This window comes from Methylonatrum kenyense, assembly GCF_023195885.1.
Classification (GTDB): domain Bacteria; phylum Pseudomonadota; class Gammaproteobacteria; order Nitrococcales; family Aquisalimonadaceae; genus Methylonatrum; species Methylonatrum kenyense.
Window position 1 is genome coordinate 369,729 of sequence record NZ_JALPKO010000002.1, and the last position, 19,137, is coordinate 388,865.

Below are 19,137 nucleotides of genomic sequence, written 5' to 3' on the forward strand. Positions count from 1 at the left end.
GGTGTCATGGGTGATGTGATTGCGACGGTGACGTTTATCCAGGGTGAGGTCATTGCACGGGCGCCGGATGGCTCCGAACGGGTCCTCCAGATCGGCGACGAGATCCGCGAAGGCGAGGTCATCATCACCAGCGCCGGCGGACGCGTCGAATTCGACTTCGTCGATGGCGGCTTCTATGTCATGACCGAAGATGAAGAACTCACCGCGTCGATCGAGCTTGCCCAGGACACCGCGCCGACCGATGACGAGGCAGTCACCGATGACGACGTCGTTGCGGAAGTGCTTGAGGCCCTCGAAGGCGACGAGGACCTGCTGGAGGTCCTGGAAGACCCGGCTGCCGGCCCGGGCGGCGGCGACGGTGCCGGCGGCGGCCGCAGCTTCGTCCAGCTCGCCCGCATCAGCGAGCTCACCGGTGACTTGAGCTTTGCTTTCGGACAGAACGAACCGGGTGCATTTACCGGTTCCGAGGAAGAACTCTTTACCGAAGTGGCGGAAGACGAAACCACGCCGTCCACCGAACCCGAACCGCCCGCTGAAACGCCGGCATCGGGAAGCATCTCGGTGCTTTTCGAAGTGGGTTTTGCCACCAACTTGGAAATTCCCGACCGCCCGGTGCTTGAAGCCTTTGCTGTCGAGGGCGGCGAGCGAGATGTTGGTGACGACGTGCGCCTGGCACCGAGGAACCCGGACTCCACGGGGCTCGAAGGCAGCATTTCCGGCACGACCGAGAATGTCCCTGCTGGCAATGAGGTGACGATTGTCATCACTGACAGTGACGGCAACACCCTGGAAGTCGATGGTCCGGTAACGGTCCAGGAAGACGGCAGCTATGCAGTTGACGGCATCGACCTGTCCAGCTTAGTTAATGGTGAGCTGACTGTTGATGTGAGCGTTGCCGACCCGAACGGCGATACGCAGACCGACACGACCACCGGCGAAATCTTCGACGCGCCGATGGCCGACATCACCTTCAACGTGACCGCATCCGGCTTCGTAGACGGCGAAGGCTCCCCTGACATCGTACTTAACGGCTCCGTCAGCACGGAATCCACGCTCGATCAAACCATCACCGTGACTATCAGCGGGCCTGAAGGCTTCGAAGATGTGTCGTTCGACGTCGTTGCCGACGCGAATGGTTTCTGGGAAGCCAGCGAAGACGATTTGAACGCCCTGGATCTGGAAGACGGTGCGGAATATACCGCTTCGGTGACTTTTGATGATGGGCGTGGCGAGGCCACTGGTAGCAGTGCTTCCGGATTCGACCTTCCGTCCGTAGAGATCGATTATGGTCTGGAGTCGGAAGCGCTTCTTGTCGACGAACGCTTCCTCGATAACGGAACAGCCGCCGGTGAGGGTGAACCGACTGACTCAGGGGTCATACGCATCGATTCCGCGGGCGGCTTCACATCAGTAAGTATCGCCGGTCAGAAGGTCGAATTCTCGACTTTGGCAAACGACCTGCCCAGCGTCGGCGTGATTTCCACGGAAAAAGGTGAGGTAACCCTTACAAACTTCGAGGAGGTCAGTGATGGTGTTTACGACCTGACTTTCGATTATCTGCTCACTGAGAACAGTCTCGAACACAGTTCCGAAGTGCCACGGGACCAGATTTCGAAAGATCCGATTGACGTTAGCGTTGAGGTGGCGGGGAATACTGCGACCTCTCAAATAGATGTCACGATCGTCGATGATGTGCCGGTGGACAATAAGGATGCCGAGGCTGCTCTGAGCGTCCTGGTCAGCGAAATCGATCAGAACTTCGTCGATAGTGACGGCGAGTCTGTCGACGCACCCAAGGCCTCCGGCTCCTTCGATGCCGACTGGGGTGCCGACGGTCCGGCTGATGACGACGCCATCCAGTTCGGCATTGTCGGTGATGAAAGCAGCCTTGTGGGCTTCGCCGAGGCCGCGACGGAACTGACCATTGAAGGCACCTACGGCAGCCTGGTGGTCACCGACGATGGTGAGGGCAGTTTCAGCTATACCTACACGTTGAAAGACGACGCCGGCGCGGCCGTGCTTGAGGCTGGTAGCCCACAGGATGTGTTCACCTATGTGCTCACCGACGGTGACGGAGACACTGTCGACACCAACCTCACCTTCGATATCTCCGCCGAGCTACTCGAGTTCGACGGCCCGCGTATCGAGGGTCTGGTCGGCGATGGCGGCGACGCTACCGTCTACGAAGCCTTCCTCGAAGGCGGCACCCGGGTGGGCCCCGACAACGGCAACACCGACAACGGCAGCTTCAACATCATCGCCGCCGCAGGCGTGGCCAGCCTGGCATTCGCCGGCGGGGACACGGACGCCGGAACAGACTTCAGCGCCTCGTTCGATCTCGGTCAGCTCGAAGATGCCGCCGAGTCAGAGCCCCTGACCGTCACCACCACCAAGGGTGTGCTGTCGATCACCGGCTTCACCGACAATGAAAACGGCACCTACACCGTTAACTACAGCTACGAGCTCACCGAAACGGCTGATCACCCCGAACAGGGACGTGATGAACTCGAAAAGGATGTCATCGACGTCACCGTCACGGACAACGCCAACCGCACAGCCGAAAACTCCGTCGACATCACCATCGTCGATGACGTGCCGGAATTTGAAGAGGGCGGCATTGACGATGCGGCGTTGTCGGCCGCCGAAGGCAGCAATTTCTCCGGTGACCTGAACCTGACCATCGGCGCGGACAGCGAGGGCGCGTCGGTTCAGAACGTGACCCTGCAGGAGAATTCCGCTGGCTTCATCGAGGTGCAATACACAGAAAACGGAGCCAGCAAGTCAACGCTGTTGACTTCCGGTGGCAGTAAGCTGCAGTACGAATTCGATCAGGATGCGCAGCAGTTGATCGCCTTCAAAGAGGGCGAGAACAGTGATGATCCAGTGTTCACTATCGACTTCGATATCGAATCCGGCGACTACACTGTCAACGTGATTCAGGAGTTGGATGCGGTAGCAACGAGCTTTGTCGATGCCAAGGTTCCGTCCAAGAAAGGCGGCGGCGTCGCACTGGATCTGACTCTGGATGGAACCGATCTCACCGCACAGTTCACGATGCTGAAAGGCGGGAATGTCAACTGGTCGAATCAGGGGATTGGTGGTTCAAACAACCTGATCTCCGATGGCGACACGCTGGTTGCCAACTTTGATCAGGTGCTGACCGAGCTCAGTTTTACTGCGTCTCGCGGTCAAGGAAACTCCCAGACTGCAAAGTGGGAAATCTACCGTGATGGTGGGAAAGTCGGGGAGGGAACAGGTAACAGCATCGATTTTGCTTCCGGATTCGATGAGGTCCGCTTCCTTGGACATAGCGACAACCAGAGCAATTACCGTGTCAATGACTTCAGTGGCACCTATCAGGATGCCAACCTGAATTACGAACTGCCGGTGGACGTCACGGTGGTGGATGGTGACGGTGACCTCGCCGATTCCGATTTCGTCATCGATTTCACACCGGTGGGTCCCGACCTGGCGCAAGAACCGGCACCGGATCCGTTGCCGATTCCAGAAGCCACCGTGGATGTGGATCGGGAGATCGACTTCGAGACCGTTACGGTCCCGGGCAGTTTCGAGAACCTGGGCTCCGACGAGCCCGTTGGTGGCTCCGGCGACAATTTCTTCGACTCGCAGAACCCGGGCGTGGATAGCGGCTTCGCAACGCTGGATTTCGGTGCGGACAAGGCCGGGCAGATCGTCACCGTCTCCTGGACGCACCAAGCCTTCGGTGGCTGGGAAGACGGTGAAACCGGTCGCGGAGGCACCGAGGACATGTTCGAAGTCTTTGCCAACGACGCTCTGCTGGAAAAGTTCAACTACTACGATCCGCACAACAGCGACGACACGGTTTTCGATCCGGAGTCGCCGAGCTTCGACGTGGTGCTGGATGAAAACGGCAAGGTGGAGTTGGAGTTCCGCGTGACCTCCACACATGTGGACGAGATCGTCAACGTCTCGGACATCTCGGCGAGCCTGATGGCTGCCTCCTTCGTCTATCCGGTGACGCTCTCCGGCTCGATTGACGAGGGTTCCATCGAAACCTTCCTGGTGGATGTGGAAGGCGGGACGCTGGTGCAGAACGGCAACCCGCTGACGCTGAATGACGACGGCTTCTACGAACTCGATGGCGAGGACATTGCCGACCTTCAGGTCCGTCCCTTGGACGGTGCCGAGTCAATTTCGGTGAATACGCGGGCAATCTCGGACCAGGGCATGGAAAGCGCCTGGACGTCCGGCAGCGTGGACGTGCAGAACCTGGCGGCATCTGACAACAGCTCCGAGGCCAGCATCACGCTGAGCGAGGTGGAGCAGGAGCCGGTGGATGCGACGCCTGATGACGCGCAGTTCTCCCTCAGCGGCGGTGGCTTTTTTAGCGGCTCCAAAAGCACAAGCGATGAACTCCTGTTCGAAGTTCCTTCTGATGCAACCGGAGTATTGAGTTTTGGTGTGTCGGTAACCAGTAACAGCAGCTTGAGCTGGACGCTGTATCGAGACGGTGAGAATGAGGCCATTGCCAGCGGCCAAGGTGACTTCCAGTCCGAGGATTTGCCAAGCGGCGAATACGAGCTTGAGATTGATGCCTCCATCTCTTGGGGCTTTCTTGGGTCCGCCAGCGCCTCCATTACCGACCTGGAACTGATCACGATCCTGCCGCCAGAGCAGGTGCCGGAGGCTCAGGCTGTAACCGGCAACATTATCACCGACCTGGGTCCCGATGGCGCCCCGGATGTGCGTCCGGCCGATGCCGAGTTGCAGATCCTTGATGGCGATGACTTTACGCCGGTGAACGACGATCCGGTCACGGTGGCTGGTCGCTTCGGCTCACTGGAAATCAGTGGCAACGGGGCATACATCTACACGCCGGAGGCCAATGCCGAGAACATCGGTGGTGTCGAAACCTTCACCTATCAGTTGGTGCAGCCCAATGGCAATTCCGCCCAGGCGGCGCTGACCATCCAGATCAATGATCCTTCCGACAGCGTCAACGTGTTGTTCGGAACGGATGGCGGTGACACGCTGGAAGGCGGTGACGGTCTGGATATCCTCGTCGGTGGCCCGGGTGACGACACGCTGACCGGCGGCGACGGTGACGACATCTTCCGCTGGAATGATGGCGACCAGGGCGCTGCCGGGGAAGCCGCGAATGATGTGGTGACGGACTTCAGCAACGGGAGCAACGTCCTCGACCTCGCCGATCTTTTGCGGGATGCCGACCTTGGTGAAAACAACGAGAACCTCAGTGATTATCTGCAGGCCAGTACCGATGGCGAAGGCAACACCGTGATCAAGGTGAGTACCGCTGGTGGCTTGGGCAGTGAGCCGGCCTCGGATGCGGATCAGATCATCACTCTCGAAGGGTTCGAAGCGTCGGTGAACAACGGAGCCGACATCGTCGCGCAGATGATTGCGGAGGGCCAGCTAAAAGTCGACAGCGAAAGCAACGGCTGACTCTTATCGCTGATCCTCTTCAAACCACCACTGCCTCGCAGTGGTGGTTTTTTATTGTCTGCTATCCTGCTCGCCAAAGGAGGATACCCATGTTCGTCAAGCGTGACTCGGAAGGTCGCATCTCGGCGGTGAGCCGGGAGCCGTTGGCTGGTTTCGAAGAGGAACTGAAGCCCGACTCGGCGGAACTCGTCGCATTCCTGGCGGCCCACGGCAGCGGTGATGCGCGGCAGCAGCAACTCACCGAAACCGACCTGGAACTGGTCCGGGTCATCGAGGACCTGGTCGATCTGCTGATCGACCGCGGGGTGATCACCTTCACCGACCTGCCCGAAGCCGCCCAGGAGAAACTCAGTAAACGCCAGTCGCTGCGTTTGCAGCATCGCGGCTTGAATCTGCTCGACGACGATTTCTGAGATTTGCCACTGATCCCTCGGTTCAACTGATGTTCCACCCCAAGTCGCTGACTTCCCTCCCCTTACCTGTACTTCAGTCCAATAGCGCATTTTTCCGACCGGCCCTATTAATGCAATCAGACCAAGGCGTATCGGCGCGGGTCCGACGACGGCAACGGTAGCCGTCGTCCACCGGGTTGTCCTGACTGCTCCGCGCCCGCGGGGTCATCGATCAGACACCCTGTATGAGGAATGCTGTGATGGCCGAAGTGATTGCTTTGGTGGTTGCAGTCCAGGGTGAGGTGATTGCGCGTGCGCCGGATGGCTCGGAGCGCGTTCTTGCCGTGGGCGACGAAATCTTTGAGAACGAGATCATCATCACCGGCGAGGGTGCGCGCATTACGCTGGATTCCCTGGATGGCCAGCCTTTTGTGGTCGAGGCCAACCAGGAAACCCTGATGAGCCGCGAACTCGCCGGCCGTGAACCGCCGACCGAGGATGAGTCGGTGGTCACGGATGCCGCCGTGGCGCAGGTAATCGAGGCGCTGGAGGCGGGCGAGGATCTGCTGGAAGTGCTGGATCCGGCCGCGGCCGGACCCGGTGGTGCCGATGGTGGAGGCGGCCGCAGCTTCGTGCAGCTTGCGCGCATCGTCGAACAGACTGGCGATCTCGCATTCGCTTTTCCGCAGAACCTGGCGGGTTCCACGCCGGTTGCCGAAGTCCTGCCCCAGCTCGAGGCAGTTGCCGAAACCGTCGCCGGGACACCGGCCCCGGTGGTCACGCCGCCCGTTGTAGAGGATGAAACTGAAGAACCGGAGATCATCCTGCCGCCGGGTGACGAAGATCCGATCGACGAAGATCCGATCGACGAGGATCCGGGCGACGAGGATCCGGGCGACGAGGATCCGGGCGACGAGGATCCGGGCGACGAGGATCCGGGCGACGAGGATCCGGGCGACGAAGATCCGGGCGACGAAGATCCGGAGACCCCGGAGGAGCCGGAGATCATTGTCGAGGCGGCGGGGGCGTACCGTTCCGGGCAGGGTGCTTCCCAGAATCCCAATGCGACGGGTGGTAGTTACGCAAACGCCAACGGCCTGCAACAGAACGCCCTGGATGGCGACGGCAACCCCGTGTCGCGTGGAAATGCAGAGCTGACTATCGATGGGGACGGCTTCTACGGGGTCAGACACACGGCCTCGGAGAATGTGGCGCAATGGGATCCGACCGTCATCAACAACACTGAAAGTGTCGTCATCAAGCTGACGGAACTGGCGGGCAGCGCGACGTTCGAGTTCCGCGGTGACATCGGGGGGGCGCAGTATTCGCTCTACGACGAGAATGGCGCGCGCGTTGGTGGAAGCAATCAAAGCTTCTCGCTGGCCGAGGAGGTCGACGGGAACGGACTCGCCACCATCAGCTTTGATAGTGGTGGCGGCGCCACGGGCTTTCTCTACATCGCATTTGACGGCGGAAGTGGCTCGAGTTTTGCCGTCAAGCCGGTAAGTCTGGCGGCGTTCGGGGAAGCGGTCGAGAATGATGCCGAGAGCCTCGATCTGGCGCTGCTCGCTGATTTCGATGAGCCCTTCCTTTACGACAGCGAGGAACCGTCAGTTCTGCTCGCTCAGGACGAGCCCGCCGGGCAGGATCTGCTGACCGGCGGCCCGCAAGGCGGGGATGAGCAGCCGCTTACGGAGAACGAGCTGCTGGCTTCGGAACAGGAGTCTCTCATTCCGGGCGGTGATGAGCAGACGTCTGACGCCAGCGGCCAGCAGGGTCGGGGCTATCAGGATGCCCAGCTGCCGGAGTACGCTTTCATCGACGGCCCCGGTTCCCAGGATGCGGATCTGCCGGTGACCCCGCTGACAACGGATACCTGAGTCAGCAATTTTACTTCAGACGTCAGGTCCCGCTGCTGCTGCAGCGGGCTTTTTTGTTGTCTCGGTAAGGCCTCAGGCCGGTCCCACCAGCGGTCCGGTATAGCCATCGATGCCCAGATCCCGGATGCAGTCGCGTTCCGCCTCGGTGCGCACGCCCTCGGCGATGATGGTCAGGTTGATTGCGTGGCCCACCGTGCACAGCCCGCGCAGGAAGGCCTGCTGCGCCGTATTGCTGTCGATATCGCGGATCTGTGCCGGTGCCACCTTGATGTAATGCAGCCCGAGATCGTGCAGGTCGGCGATGCGGTGGAAATCCGGACCGACGTGCTCCATGCCGATCTGGCAGCCGGCCACGCGCAGGCTCAGGCAGAGGCTGCGGAAACTCTCCAGATGGCGCAGCGCCGCATGCTCCGGAATCTCCACCAGCAGACGCGAGGCAAGCGACGGGGCGGCGTTCAGACGACGTGCCAGCTCCAGGCAAAAGGCCGGATCCTCCAGTGTCTGCGGCGACAGATTGATGGCCAGTGGTCCGGCGGTGGGTGTCTGCAGCCGGGCCAGCGCCACGTTGACAACATCCCGGTCCACCCGCGCCAGCAGCCCAAGGCGGGCTGCCCACGGGATGAAGTAACCGGCCGGTTGCAGCCGGTTGTCCAGATGCAGGCGGGCCAGGCACTCCCGGTGCAGTGTTCGGCCGTGCAGGTCCACGACCGGGAACTCGGCCAGTTCCAGGCCGTACTGATCGAGCGCGCCCTCGATAACCTCACGCCATTCCACGGTCGTACGGGGGTGCGCCTGCTCGCCGATCTCGGGAGGCGCCGTCTCTGCCTCGCCATCTGCGCGCTGTTCCGCCACCGCCAGCGCCGAATCCGCCGCTGCCAGCAGCGAAGCGCAGCTCTGGCCGTTCTGGTATTGCGCCAGGCTCATCGAGATCGACGGCCGGTGACCGGCTTTCACTTCTGACAGAATTGGTGCGATACGGGACTTGACTGCCTCCACCAGGGCCTCGGACTGTTCGTCGAAATCCGGCATCAGCAGCCCGAAATCGCTGCCATTGAGCCTGCCCACCAGTGCCTGGGGCTGGTCGCCGGCGGCCTGCTCCAGTGCCGCCGCAAGCTTGCGCAGCATGACATCCGTGTCCTGGCGTCCCGCAACGCGGTTCATCTGTTCCAGGTCACCGACCCGAAGTAACAGCAGCATGCCGAGGCTGGTCGAGTGCTCGCCGGTGACCACCGCATCCAGATGGTTCATGAAATAATCCCGGTTCGCGGTGCCGGTCACCGGATCCAGCTGGGCCTGCCGCCGCAGACTGTGCAGTTTCAGGCCTTCCTCGCGCAGCATGTTTCGAATCCTGTCCGACAGGCGGTTCATGGCCCGGACCAGGCTTTTGAATTCCAGCGTCCTGGGTTCGTTAGAGGTGACGAAACGGCCATCGCCGATGGCCTCGGCCTGGTCAACCACATCCACCAGCGGGCTGGTGATGCGTCCCAGCAGCCAGGTGCCGAGCAGTCCGGCGGCAAGCCCCAGCGCCACGAACCAGCCGATCAGTTGCAGGATGCCCTGCCAAAGACTCTCCAGCGCGTAGCCGGCGTGGCTTTTCACCTCCAGCGTGCCGTACTGGCGCCAGCCGTCCTGCACCAGCGCCCGGCCCGGCTCGATATCCATGCCGACAAGGTTCGCAAACCACTCCGGCACTTGGCCCTCATAGGGTTCCCGATCCTGCCGGCGGTCCACGATGGTTTCGCCGTCAGGGTCGCTGAGCCGGATGCGTTCGTAGTGTCCGGTGTCGAACTGTGCAGCCAGCATCAGTTCGATCAGCACCGGGTCCTTTTCCAGTTGGGTCATCGACAAGGCCAGCGAGGAGGCGTTGTCCATGTTCTTGACCCGCAGTTCCTGTTCCAGGTAGCGGGTCGCGGAAAGCGTGCTGATGACAATGCTGCCCACCAGGAACAGCACCACGGTGATGAGAATGGCAAGCCAGAGTTGCTTGGTCAGTGACATGCGGATGCCTCCTGGCGGTACACGTCGGGCCGGATCATTGGCGGAAACCTTCCTGTTCCAGACGTTGCAGGACGTTGCCCCAGCGGGATATTCGCGCGGTCGGGTCGGCCTGTGAACTGCGGGCCCCGGGCGTCCAGAGTCCGTCGCTGTTGAAACTGAAAACCGGTTGCAAATCGTCGCGCTCTGCCGACGGCCGAACCTCGCCTACCAGGTTGTCGAGGATCAGCGGCTCGGCGTCGCTTGTCGGGTAATAGCCGAGCACCATGTGGGCCTGCGAGACGCTGCTGTAGCGGCCGCCGATTCGAGCGCGGACATAGATCAGGCGGAGCTGTTCATTGGGCACGCCGAGAATGCGCAGGCTTACGTACTTCGCGATCGAGTAGTCCTCGCAGTCTCCGCGCCCCTCGCCCAGGCTCTCCAGCGGCGTTGCCCAGTAATCCGGTTTGCCCCAGACGTCCTGATCCTCGCCGAACCTGATCCGTTCGTTGAAGAAACGGTTGACGTCACGCAACTGTTCCCGCACGGGGCGGCCGTCAAGCTCACGCAGCAGGCTTTCCCAGGCATTGACCGCCTCGACCCCCTGGCTGCCGTAGCGCTCCTGCATGGCGCCGCGCATGACATCGAAGTCGATACGTGCAGCCTGCTCGGCCTGCGACAGCCGGAGACCGAGTCCCATGACCAGCACGAGGCCGGACAGCAGAAGCAGTCGGACCAGGGAACGTGCGGAGAACTCGTGCATGAAACGACTGCCTGGCATGAACACCCTCGTTTTTCGCCAGTCTATTCGGTTAAGGCATTTTTTCCCCGCCCTCCGTCACAGATGTGGGAATTTCTGGACAGGGCCTGTCGGGATGCCAGACTCAAGGGAACACCAGACTTCAGGACACCCACTGAATCGAGTGATGAGGAGATAATTGCAATGAAGATGCGCCTGTTGACCCTGCTTTTCGGTATTGCGTTCGGCTCCGTGGCCTGGGCCCATGCCTGCCCTAGTGTGATGGCCGAGATTGATGCCATCCTCGAGGGCGACGAAGTGCCCAGTCACGTCGAAGCCGACGTGCTGGCCGAGGCCAAGGCCCTGCGTGAGGACGGCGAGCGCTATCACGACGCAGGCAAGCATGCAGAGGCGATGGATGCCCTGGAACGCTCGCTGGCCCTGTTGGGCGGCGAGGGGGACGAGGACGTCTACGAGGAGTGATTGCGGCATTTCCCCGGTCGCCCCGGCGTTGACTTATCTGCGCCGGGGCCTAACAATTTCCATGGTTTCCGGATCAGGAGTGACCCTTGGACATTCCCAGTAGTCCCGCATGCGGACTGGATTGCACAGTACAGCGGTAAGCAGTTCCTGATACGGATTTCCCTTCTCTCGTCGCAGGCTGCTTTCCGCTGATCTGACAGCGGCTGCGCCTGACAATACACCGAGCTTTCATCGGTGGCCCTTGCGGCTCATGCCCCTTGCCTCCCGGTTCCGTGCCCCTGGAATGCCTCCGGGCCGTCGCTCCTGTCCGCCTGACAGAACCCTCTGCCGGAGCGTGCGCAATGGAAGATCGTGAAGACGTCGTCGAGCTCAAGGATTCCCTGCTTGATCTGATTCGTGACGAGGCCTGGTCCGATGTGACCGAGGAGTTCGACAGCCTCCACGTGCAGGACATCGCCGGCCTGCTCGGCGAACTGACCGAGCCGGACACCCGGGTCAAGGTGTTCCGGCAGATACCGCAGGAGCGCTGGGTCCCTGTCTTCTCCTACCTGCAACCCGCCCAGCAGGAGAGCATCCTTGCCCAGTTGAGCAACCGCGAGGGCCGCTACGTGCTCACGCACCTGCTGCCGGATGACCGTACCGCCCTGCTGCAACAAATGGACCCGGAGCAGACCGAGCGGACGCTGAAGCTGCTTAAACCCGAAGACGTCCGCCTGGCGCTTTCGTTGCTGCACTATCCGGAGGAGAGTGTCGGTCGCCTCATGACGCCGCGCTATGTCGCGGTGCAGCCGGAATGGACCATCGCCGAGGCGCTGCGCCACATTCGCCAGGAGGGGAAGAAAGGCGAGACGGTGAATACCGTCATGGTTCTGGACGAGCAGGAACGGCTGGTCGACGTGGCCGAACTGCGCCGTTTCATCCTCGCCGAGCCGGACGAGATTGTTGACAGCATCCTGCCCGGCTACTTCGTCAGCGTGAACGCAGCCGAGGACCGGGAGGCCGCGGTCCGTGCCATGCAGCACTATGACCTGGAAGTGCTGCCGGTGACCGACAATGCCGGCGTACTGCTCGGCATTGTCACCATCGATGACGTCATGGACGTGGCCACCGAGGAGACCACCGAGGACTTCCACAAGATGGGGTCGGTAGGCGCCCTGACCCTGAGCGTCCGGGAAGCCAGCCCGGCGCTGCTGTACCGCAAGCGGGTCGGCTGGCTGGTGACACTGGTATTCGTCAACATCTTCAGCGGTGCGGCGATCGCCATTTTCGAAAGCACCATCGAGGCGGTGATCGCGCTGGTGTTCTTCTTGCCGATGATTGTTGCCAGCGGCGGTAACGCCGGCGCGCAGACGGCAACACTGATGGTGCGCTCGATGGCCACCGGCGATGTCACGATGCGCGACTGGACGCGTCTTTTCGGCAAGGAATTGCTGGTCGGCGTTGGCCTGGGCATTACCATGGGCCTGGCGGTTTCGGCCATCGGCCTGTGGCGCGGCGGACCGGAGGTGGCCCTGGTCGTGGCCCTGGCTATGGCTATGGTGGTAGTCATGGGATCCTTGGTGGGCATGGCGTTGCCGTTGTTGCTGAGCCTGGCCCGGTTCGATCCGGCCACGGCCAGTGTGCCGCTGATAACCTGTATCGCGGACATCGCCGGCATTCTCATCTACTTTTCGATAGCAACCACCTTGCTGACACTGCCACCACCGGGTTAGGGAGCCGCCAATGCGCCGTGCCATATCATCTGTCTGCAGCCTGATCCTGGGCTTGGGCCTCCTGCCGCTGGCAGTCGCCGCTGAGACGGTCAGGACGGCGCCGGCGGATGGCCGGCCCTCGGCGGTTGCAGGCGAAACGCTGGATTCCGCGGACCGTGTCAGCAGCACCGCCGATGACCGCGAGGAACTGGTCCTCACGATCTACCAGAACGCGCCGGCGCTGGTGCGCGACCGGCGCCAGATCGGATTGTCGGATGAACCGCTGTCGCTGCATGTGCTTGATGTCAGTGACCGCATGCTGGGCGCCAGCCTGAGATTGGGTGGCGAGGCCGAGCTGCGGCTGCATGCCGTGCGCCGGCCGGAACCACTGGAACGCCAGCGACTGCTGCGGTCGCTGGTCGGGCAGACCGTCAGCGTGCGGCCGGGCGAGGCGATTGATGGCGAGACCCGGGAGGCGCGTCTGGTCTCGCTGGTCGACGGTGACCCGCTGGTGTCCATCGACGAATCCCTTGAGATCATCGATGCGCGATCCCCGTGGCGGCTGGTGCTGCCGGCGGATGCCGGCATCATGCAGCGCACCGAGGGCCTCTGGATTGACCTGGAAAGCGAGCTGGCAGGACGCCAGGGTGTCGAGTTCCTGTATCAGACGCAGGGCCTGGCCTGGCAGGCGGACTATGTGCTCGATCTCGAGTCCGACGTCCTCCGCATGCAGGCCTTTGCCAGCCTCGAGAACCGCACGGCGCTGGATTTCGATGCCGCCCGCATCCGGCTGCTGGCCGGTGACCCGCAGACCGAGGCCCCGATGCAGCGCCGTGAGATGCTGGCCAGTGACGCGGTCGGCGTCAGTGCCGAGGGGCCCTACCAGCTCTTTACCTTGCCGCGGCGCGTGACATTGCCGGCCGGCGAGAATCTGCAGGTGCCTCTGTTCCCGCTGCTGGAGGCGGAGTTCGAGCGCCAGTATCGGGTCGAGGGCCATGCCGGCGGTCGCAGTGTCGGCGAGCAGCGGGTGCCGGTCAGTCTGCACCTGTCGTTCGTCACACCGGACGATGACGATCAGGCCTGGCCGTTCCCGGCCGGCGCTGCCCGGGTCTACCAGCAGGACAGCGAGGAGGAGCCGCTATTTCTTGGCCAGGACCGCATCCCGGCAAGCTCTCCCGGCTCCGAGGTCGAACTGCGCCTGGGTACCGTGTTCGACGTGACGGCAACCCGTACCCAGCGCGAATTCCGCCGCCTGGGCGAGCGCGAGGATGAACAGGCCTGGACCGTCGCGCTGCGCAACGCCGGCGACGAGGACGCCACCGTCGAGGTCATCGAACGGATCCCCGGGCAATGGACCATGCTCGAGGAAAGCAGCGACCATCGGCGGCCTGCCTCGGACCGGGCGGTCTGGCGCCTGACGGTGCCCGCCGGCGGTGACAAGGAACTGCACTACCGGGTCCAGATTCGTCATTGAGTGGGTGGCAGGCGCAGGTACGACTGTCCATTGCGTCACTGCTCACGGATAATGCATGCAGCAAGGAAACGTGGGCCCGAGCCTGCAGGCGTCAGCGCCCGAGAGCGTTTCCGGAACCATTCGCCTGTCTTCATGGAGGATTTCCCGTGAGCCGCGTCCTGTTGTTGCTTCTGACGTCCGTTCTGCTGGCTGCCTGCGCGACCACCGGTCAGGTCATCTCGCTGTCACCCAGTGGTGCGGTGGACGAGTCCGATGTCGGCGTCGGTCGTGAGGTGGCGGTGCGGGCGGTGAACGAACGTGACCGCATTCACTTGGGTACCGCCGATAGCCGCATTGCCGAAACCGAGCCCCTGGTATCGGATCGGGATCTCTCCGACGTCGTGACCGAGGCTGCGAAGGAGGCGCTGCGTCGCAAGGGGTTCCGGCCGGTGGCCTGGGATTCGTCCGCGAATCGCCGGCTTACCGTGCGCATTCGGGAGCTGGAGCATAACGTGAGCAGCGCCGTGCCGCGGCAGGTCCGCACCCGTGTGGAGCTTGCCTTCGATGCGGCCAACGATGGCCGCTCACTGTCCGGCAGCAGCCGCTCGACCCAGACCGATGCGGTGACCGTGCGGCCTTCGCCCCGGGATAACGCGGAATACATCAACAAGGCCATCGATGGCGCCCTGCGCAATCTTTACAACGATCGGTTGATGGATTTCCTCGCCAATCCGTGAACGGATGCGCGGCCGCCCGTGTCCACTGCATGACATCTGCCGATGAACGATCCAGTCCCGACCGGTGATGGTATGGGTGATCCGGCCGGGCGGCGGGCGGTCCGCGTCGGCCGGCTTGGGCCGCGACTGCAACGGGAGCGGAGAAGATGATGAGCCTTTTGCGCGTGCTGCTGGTCCTGAGTGTGCTCCTGGTGCCGGGCACGCCGCTGTTCGCCGAATCGGACAATGGCGAGGCGACGGTGGACGGCCTGCCGACCTTTTCCGCCAATTACGAGCTGCGCCGCAACAATCTGCGTGCGGCCGAACTGTCACGCAGCCTGCGCTGCGATGACGGCGTCTGCGAATTCCGTTCGGAAGGTCGCACCGTGGGACTTGCCGACCTGGTGTTGCGCGGGCGTATCGACGAGTGGACCCGATTTCGCCTGGGCGACAACGGCCTGATCGTGCCGGTGGAATATCACTACCGGCAGCGTGCCCGTGGTGACAACGACGAGTTCCGCCGCCTGTTCTTCTACCCCGAAGACGAGCGTGTCACCAGCCGTGGTGATGATCAGTGGGAAAAGACCATCCCCGGCGAGACCATGGACGAACTGCTGTCCCAGTTGCGGCTGCTGCTGGCCGTCCGCGCCGGTGAGACGGAAATGACCTTCAGCGTGGTCGATGACGATGGCGAGGTGGATGAGTACCACTTCGAGGTGGTTGGCCGCGAGACGGTGGAAACCGGCGAGGGCGAACTGGACACCATCCGGGTGGACCGGGTGGGCGGTTCCAGCAACCGCCGCACGCGCATGTGGTTCGCGCCGGAACTGGAGTACGTGCCGGTCAAGGTGCAGCACGAGCGCATTGATCGCGAGACCTATACAGCCACACTGACCGACCTGATTCGCGACTGAGAATGGTGTCGTGATTCGGGCCGGTCGTTACGGTACGACCTCTGCTTCGGGTTCCGAATCCCTGCCGATAAACCGTTCCAGCAGCCGCTCTGCCTGGCGCCGCAGGCCGCGCGAGCGTGGTTCCGTGTCGCCGATGTAGTGCACCCGCCAGATGCGGCCCACCTGGGAGTCGCTGATGTAGAGGCTGCCGTCCGGCCCCTGCGCCAGGCCCATCGGCCGGAAGCGGGCGTCTTCCGGCATGCGCGGCGGCGTATCGCCGCCCGCGAAGCCGTCAGCGAAGACCTCCCAGTCCTTGCCGTTCTGGATTCGACCGTCGTCGCCGGTGGGCACGAAGGCGACCTTGTAGCCGCGCTGGTCCAGCGGCGCCCGGTCCGATGAGCCGTGAAAGGCGATAAAGGCGCCGTTGCGGTAATGCTCGGGAAAACCGGTGCCGCGGTAGAACAGCAGGTCGTTGGGTGCCATGTGTGCCGGAAAGCCCAGTTCCGGCTGCGGGAACGTGTCGCAGTTGTGCACGGTTTCGCCGTTGCCGCCGTATTCCGGGGCGAGGATACGGCGGTCACGGATCGGGTCGTGGTAGCAGTAGGGCCAGCCAAAGTTGCTGCCGGGCTCGACCCGAAGCAGTTCCTCCGAGGGCAGCTCTGCGTTTTGTGCCTCGTCATACAGGTGGGGCCAGTTGCTGCCCAGCTGGTCGCGGCCGTGCTGTGCCGCATAAAGGGTTTCGTCCCGGGTGTTCCAGGCCATGGCGACGGCATTGCGGATACCGCTGGCGATCCGTTCGGCATCACGCTGGGCCTGGCCCCTCCGGTCGATGTCGAAACGCCAGATGCCGGCGCCGCGATTGAGTTCGGGGCAAGGCACCTGGCCGGGGGAGCCCAGCTGACGGTCCTGTCGCTGGCAGTTGTTCGACGGCGCACCGACATTGACGTACAGGCCACCATTACCGTCCAGGACCAGGCTGCGGGCGCTGTGCTGTTCCTGCTCCGGGAAATCGTGGGCGATCACCTTCGGATCGTCCTCCGGCCCCAGGTGGTCGGCATGCAGGCGATATCTCAGCACCCGCCGGTCTTCACCGAAATACAGGTAACCGCTTTCCAGCGCGATGCCGGTGCCGCCGCGTTCGCCGAAGCGGATCTGTTCGTTCAGACGGCCGTCCCCGGTGCCGTCCCGCAAGCCAACCAGGCCACCGGTTTCTCCATCGCGGTCGGCGATGGCGACGTATACATCGTGGTTCCTGGTCACGACAAGGTGCCGGGCGTGGCCCAGGCGATCAGCGACCACTTGTGCGCAGAATCCCTCCGGTAATGTCAGGCCGCCGTCATCTGCATCGCAGACCACGGTGCCCGCGACCGCCTGGTGGGCCGGTAGCAGGAACAGCAGGAGCAGGCAGAGGCTGATGCCCAGCCTTGGAGTCATACGGGTCTCCAGAAACAACGAGGGAAACGCTGATGGTGGCGAACAGAGCCTTTCCCTGAGTGGCGTCTGTCGCCGTATCCCGCATTTGCGGTATGGTGCCGCCGCGGCCTTCCGGCCCGGCTCAAGCCCGCCTGAAGTGTGGACACCAGGCCAGCGTACGCAAGTGTACGCATAGCGTCCGTCGTACACACTGCCTTGTCGGCGCACTATCGGCATTTTTCGAGACGTCAGCCGGTCTCCTGAGGACAGCCATGACCGCGGCCTTGTTCAACGTCGTCACCCCCGTATTGCTCTGCATTGCCGTGGGTTGGGTCTGGGCGCGGCAACGACGCCCGTTCGACACACGCGGCATGGCCGATCTGATTACCCTGGTCGGTACGCCCTGCCTGATCTTCTCCACCCTGACCGGCGTCCCGCTGCCCGCCGACGAGCTCTGGCAGATGGCGCTGGCGACCCTGTTCAGCATCGCGGCTTTTGGTCTGATCGGTCTGGCTGTGCTGGCACCGATGCGCTTGCCGTTCCGCACCTATCTGCCGCCATTGATGTTCGCCAATATCGGCAATATGGGCCTGCCGTTGTGCCTGTTCGCCTTCGGTGACGAGGGGCTGGCCCTGGCAATCGTGGTCCTGGCGGTGTTTTCCGCGGTGAATTTCACGCTCGGTATCTGGCTGTATGCCGGCTCCGGCAGCGCGAGCCATCTCTGGCGACAGCCCATGATCCTGGCCACCGCGGTGGCGGTGGCGTTTCTGCTGGCGGACCTGCAACCGCCGGTCTGGCTCGAGAGCACCACCGCGCTGCTGGGCGCGTTCACAATACCGTTGATGCTGGTGATGCTGGGGGTGTCACTGGCGCGTTTGCGGGTCACCCGCCTGCCGCGGGCGCTCTGGCTGTCGTTGGTGCGGATCGGGGGCGGCGTCCTGGTCGGTGTGCTGATCGCCGAGGCGTTGCAGATGGAAGGCGTGGCCCGCGGTGTACTGATCCTGCAGTCGGCAATGCCGGTGGCGGTGTTCAATTACCTGTTCGCCGTGCGTTACAACCGCGATCCGGAAACCACCGCCGGGCTGGTCGTGGTGTCCACCGTGCTGTCGGTGCTGACCCTGCCGCCGCTACTGTTCTGGCTTATGGGGTAGTTGATCGGGGTTTCGGCACCTTATCCGCGGTTCGTGGTCTGCATGGAATGAAAACGTTCGGGTTTTTCATCGTCCGGCACCGCGACCAAGCGACGCTGCCGGACCGGCAATTGAGGTTGATCAATGCATAATCGACTGCTGCCATTCACGCTGCTGGTCCTGTTTCTGGCCTCGACGGCCATGGCCGACAAGGCGACCCAGGACGGCGTCAGCCTTGATCGGGAAGTGACCGTCGACGGCGAGGCGCTGGAACTCTACGGCTACGGCACCGCCCGCTACGCCCGCGTGTTCAAGGTGTATGTCGCCGGTTTTTACGGACCGAAGGACGTGACGCCGGAAGACGTGCTGGAGAAGGATGTCCCGCGGCGGTTGGAGATCGAATACCTGCGAAGTATCGATGCGGATGACATCAACGAGGCAACCCGGGAGATGCTGGAGCGCCAGCTTGACGAGGATACTTACGCCGAGGTCAAGGATCGCTTCGCCTATCTGGCGGACCTGTACGAGGATGTCGGCGAGGGTGACCGTTATGCCTTCGAGTACATTCCCGGCGAGGGCGGCACGCTGTACTTCAATGGTGAGGCGGTAGGCAATGTCGAGGGCGAGGATTTCGCACGCGCCTACTTCGGCATCTGGCTGGGCGAGGATCCGCTGTCCAGCAGCCTGAAGCGACAGCTCCTGGGGCAGCGCTGAAGCCGATCGACCGCTGGATATAAGTAACGGATTTCGAGCGTCGGCAAGGTCTTGAGCATCGCGGACTGCTCGGATGGGGTGACAGGCATTCCACGTAGGAACGTCGGCCGCAGGGAAGCGGCCGTCGAGCGACCAGGGAGGGTTTTACCGCGTTTCCGGAGGGGAGTGCCTGTCGCCCCATCCGGATCGGAGGCACCACAGCATCGCACCGCGG

At 62.8% G+C, this 19,137-nt stretch carries 13 protein-coding genes; 10 read left to right on the top strand and 3 right to left on the bottom strand.

Annotated elements, in window-relative coordinates:
- The first annotated feature begins 6 nt into the window (after positions 1-6).
- The 3 genes from M0534_RS13710 to M0534_RS03860 all read left to right on the top strand — a co-directional run bounded on the left by M0534_RS13710 (position 7) and on the right by M0534_RS03860 (position 7,717).
- Entirely contained in the window at positions 7-5,445 is a 5,439-nt protein-coding gene (locus M0534_RS13710) for a retention module-containing protein (RefSeq protein ID WP_282571260.1), read from the top strand.
- Between the two features lie 89 nt (positions 5,446-5,534).
- Positions 5,535-5,858 (top strand): tryptophan synthase subunit beta like protein, encoded by a 324-nt coding sequence (locus tag M0534_RS03855; RefSeq protein ID WP_248567090.1) that lies wholly within the window; start codon positions 5,535-5,537, stop codon positions 5,856-5,858.
- Positions 5,859-6,097: 239 nt separating this feature from the next.
- Complete coding sequence (locus tag M0534_RS03860; protein ID WP_248567091.1) at positions 6,098-7,717, top strand: retention module-containing protein; 1,620 nt, start codon at positions 6,098-6,100, stop codon at positions 7,715-7,717.
- 72 nt (positions 7,718-7,789) lie between these two features.
- Here M0534_RS03860 and M0534_RS03865 read toward each other — a convergent pair whose 3' ends face one another.
- Both M0534_RS03865 and M0534_RS03870 read right to left on the bottom strand, forming a co-directional pair.
- Positions 7,790-9,715 (bottom strand): bifunctional diguanylate cyclase/phosphodiesterase, encoded by a 1,926-nt coding sequence (locus M0534_RS03865; RefSeq protein WP_248567092.1) that lies wholly within the window; start codon positions 9,713-9,715, stop codon positions 7,790-7,792.
- A 34-nt stretch (positions 9,716-9,749) separates the two neighbouring features.
- A complete protein-coding gene (locus tag M0534_RS03870; RefSeq protein ID WP_248567093.1) occupies positions 9,750-10,472 on the bottom strand; it encodes a transglutaminase-like cysteine peptidase in 723 nt (240 codons plus the stop codon).
- A 162-nt stretch (positions 10,473-10,634) separates the two neighbouring features.
- Between M0534_RS03870 and M0534_RS03875 the strand changes: the two genes are divergently transcribed.
- The 5 genes from M0534_RS03875 (at position 10,635) to M0534_RS03895 (ending at position 15,687) form a co-directional block, all read left to right on the top strand.
- On the top strand, positions 10,635-10,913 hold the full coding sequence (locus M0534_RS03875) for a hypothetical protein (RefSeq protein ID WP_248567094.1): 279 nt from the start codon (positions 10,635-10,637) through the stop codon (positions 10,911-10,913).
- 341 nt (positions 10,914-11,254) lie between these two features.
- Complete coding sequence (gene mgtE, locus M0534_RS03880) at positions 11,255-12,625, top strand: magnesium transporter (protein WP_248567095.1); 1,371 nt, start codon at positions 11,255-11,257, stop codon at positions 12,623-12,625.
- A gap of 10 nt (positions 12,626-12,635) precedes the next feature.
- The gene (locus M0534_RS03885) at positions 12,636-14,078 is read left to right on the top strand and encodes a DUF4139 domain-containing protein (protein WP_248567096.1); all 1,443 of its coding nucleotides are present in this window, start codon (positions 12,636-12,638) and stop codon (positions 14,076-14,078) included.
- Positions 14,079-14,224: 146 nt separating this feature from the next.
- The gene (locus M0534_RS03890; RefSeq protein ID WP_248567097.1) at positions 14,225-14,794 is read left to right on the top strand and encodes a YajG family lipoprotein; all 570 of its coding nucleotides are present in this window, start codon (positions 14,225-14,227) and stop codon (positions 14,792-14,794) included.
- A 146-nt stretch (positions 14,795-14,940) separates the two neighbouring features.
- Positions 14,941-15,687, top strand: a complete 747-nt coding sequence (locus M0534_RS03895; RefSeq protein WP_248567098.1) for a DUF3108 domain-containing protein — start codon at positions 14,941-14,943, stop codon at positions 15,685-15,687.
- Between the two features lie 27 nt (positions 15,688-15,714).
- Here M0534_RS03895 and M0534_RS03900 read toward each other — a convergent pair whose 3' ends face one another.
- Complete coding sequence (locus tag M0534_RS03900; RefSeq protein ID WP_248567099.1) at positions 15,715-17,100, bottom strand: PQQ-dependent sugar dehydrogenase; 1,386 nt, start codon at positions 17,098-17,100, stop codon at positions 15,715-15,717.
- A gap of 251 nt (positions 17,101-17,351) precedes the next feature.
- Here M0534_RS03900 and M0534_RS03905 point away from each other — a divergent pair, with 251 nt between their 5' ends.
- Positions 17,352-18,230, top strand: a complete 879-nt coding sequence (locus tag M0534_RS03905) for an AEC family transporter (protein WP_248567100.1) — start codon at positions 17,352-17,354, stop codon at positions 18,228-18,230.
- Between the two features lie 123 nt (positions 18,231-18,353).
- A complete protein-coding gene (locus M0534_RS03910) occupies positions 18,354-18,923 on the top strand; it encodes a chalcone isomerase family protein (protein ID WP_248567101.1) in 570 nt (189 codons plus the stop codon).
- The last annotated feature ends 214 nt before the right edge of the window (positions 18,924-19,137 follow it).

What these genes read in the sequence shown, in the direction of transcription:
- M0534_RS03885 (WP_248567096.1), top strand. Translation starts at nt 12,636, where the DNA reads ATGCGCCGTGCCATATCATCTGTCTGCAGCCTGATCCTGGGCTTGGGC.
- M0534_RS03895 (WP_248567098.1), top strand. Translation starts at nt 14,941, where the DNA reads ATGATGAGCCTTTTGCGCGTGCTGCTGGTCCTGAGTGTGCTCCTGGTG.
- M0534_RS13710 (WP_282571260.1), top strand. Translation starts at nt 7, where the DNA reads ATGGGTGATGTGATTGCGACGGTGACGTTTATCCAGGGTGAGGTCATT.
- M0534_RS03860 (WP_248567091.1), top strand. Translation starts at nt 6,098, where the DNA reads ATGGCCGAAGTGATTGCTTTGGTGGTTGCAGTCCAGGGTGAGGTGATT.
- M0534_RS03865 (WP_248567092.1), bottom strand. Translation starts at nt 9,715, where the DNA reads ATGTCACTGACCAAGCAACTCTGGCTTGCCATTCTCATCACCGTGGTG.
- M0534_RS03870 (WP_248567093.1), bottom strand. Translation starts at nt 10,472, where the DNA reads ATGCCAGGCAGTCGTTTCATGCACGAGTTCTCCGCACGTTCCCTGGTC.
- M0534_RS03875 (WP_248567094.1), top strand. Translation starts at nt 10,635, where the DNA reads ATGAAGATGCGCCTGTTGACCCTGCTTTTCGGTATTGCGTTCGGCTCC.
- M0534_RS03910 (WP_248567101.1), top strand. Translation starts at nt 18,354, where the DNA reads ATGCATAATCGACTGCTGCCATTCACGCTGCTGGTCCTGTTTCTGGCC.
- M0534_RS03900 (WP_248567099.1), bottom strand. Translation starts at nt 17,100, where the DNA reads ATGACTCCAAGGCTGGGCATCAGCCTCTGCCTGCTCCTGCTGTTCCTG.
- mgtE (WP_248567095.1), top strand. Translation starts at nt 11,255, where the DNA reads ATGGAAGATCGTGAAGACGTCGTCGAGCTCAAGGATTCCCTGCTTGAT.
- M0534_RS03905 (WP_248567100.1), top strand. Translation starts at nt 17,352, where the DNA reads ATGACCGCGGCCTTGTTCAACGTCGTCACCCCCGTATTGCTCTGCATT.
- M0534_RS03855 (WP_248567090.1), top strand. Translation starts at nt 5,535, where the DNA reads ATGTTCGTCAAGCGTGACTCGGAAGGTCGCATCTCGGCGGTGAGCCGG.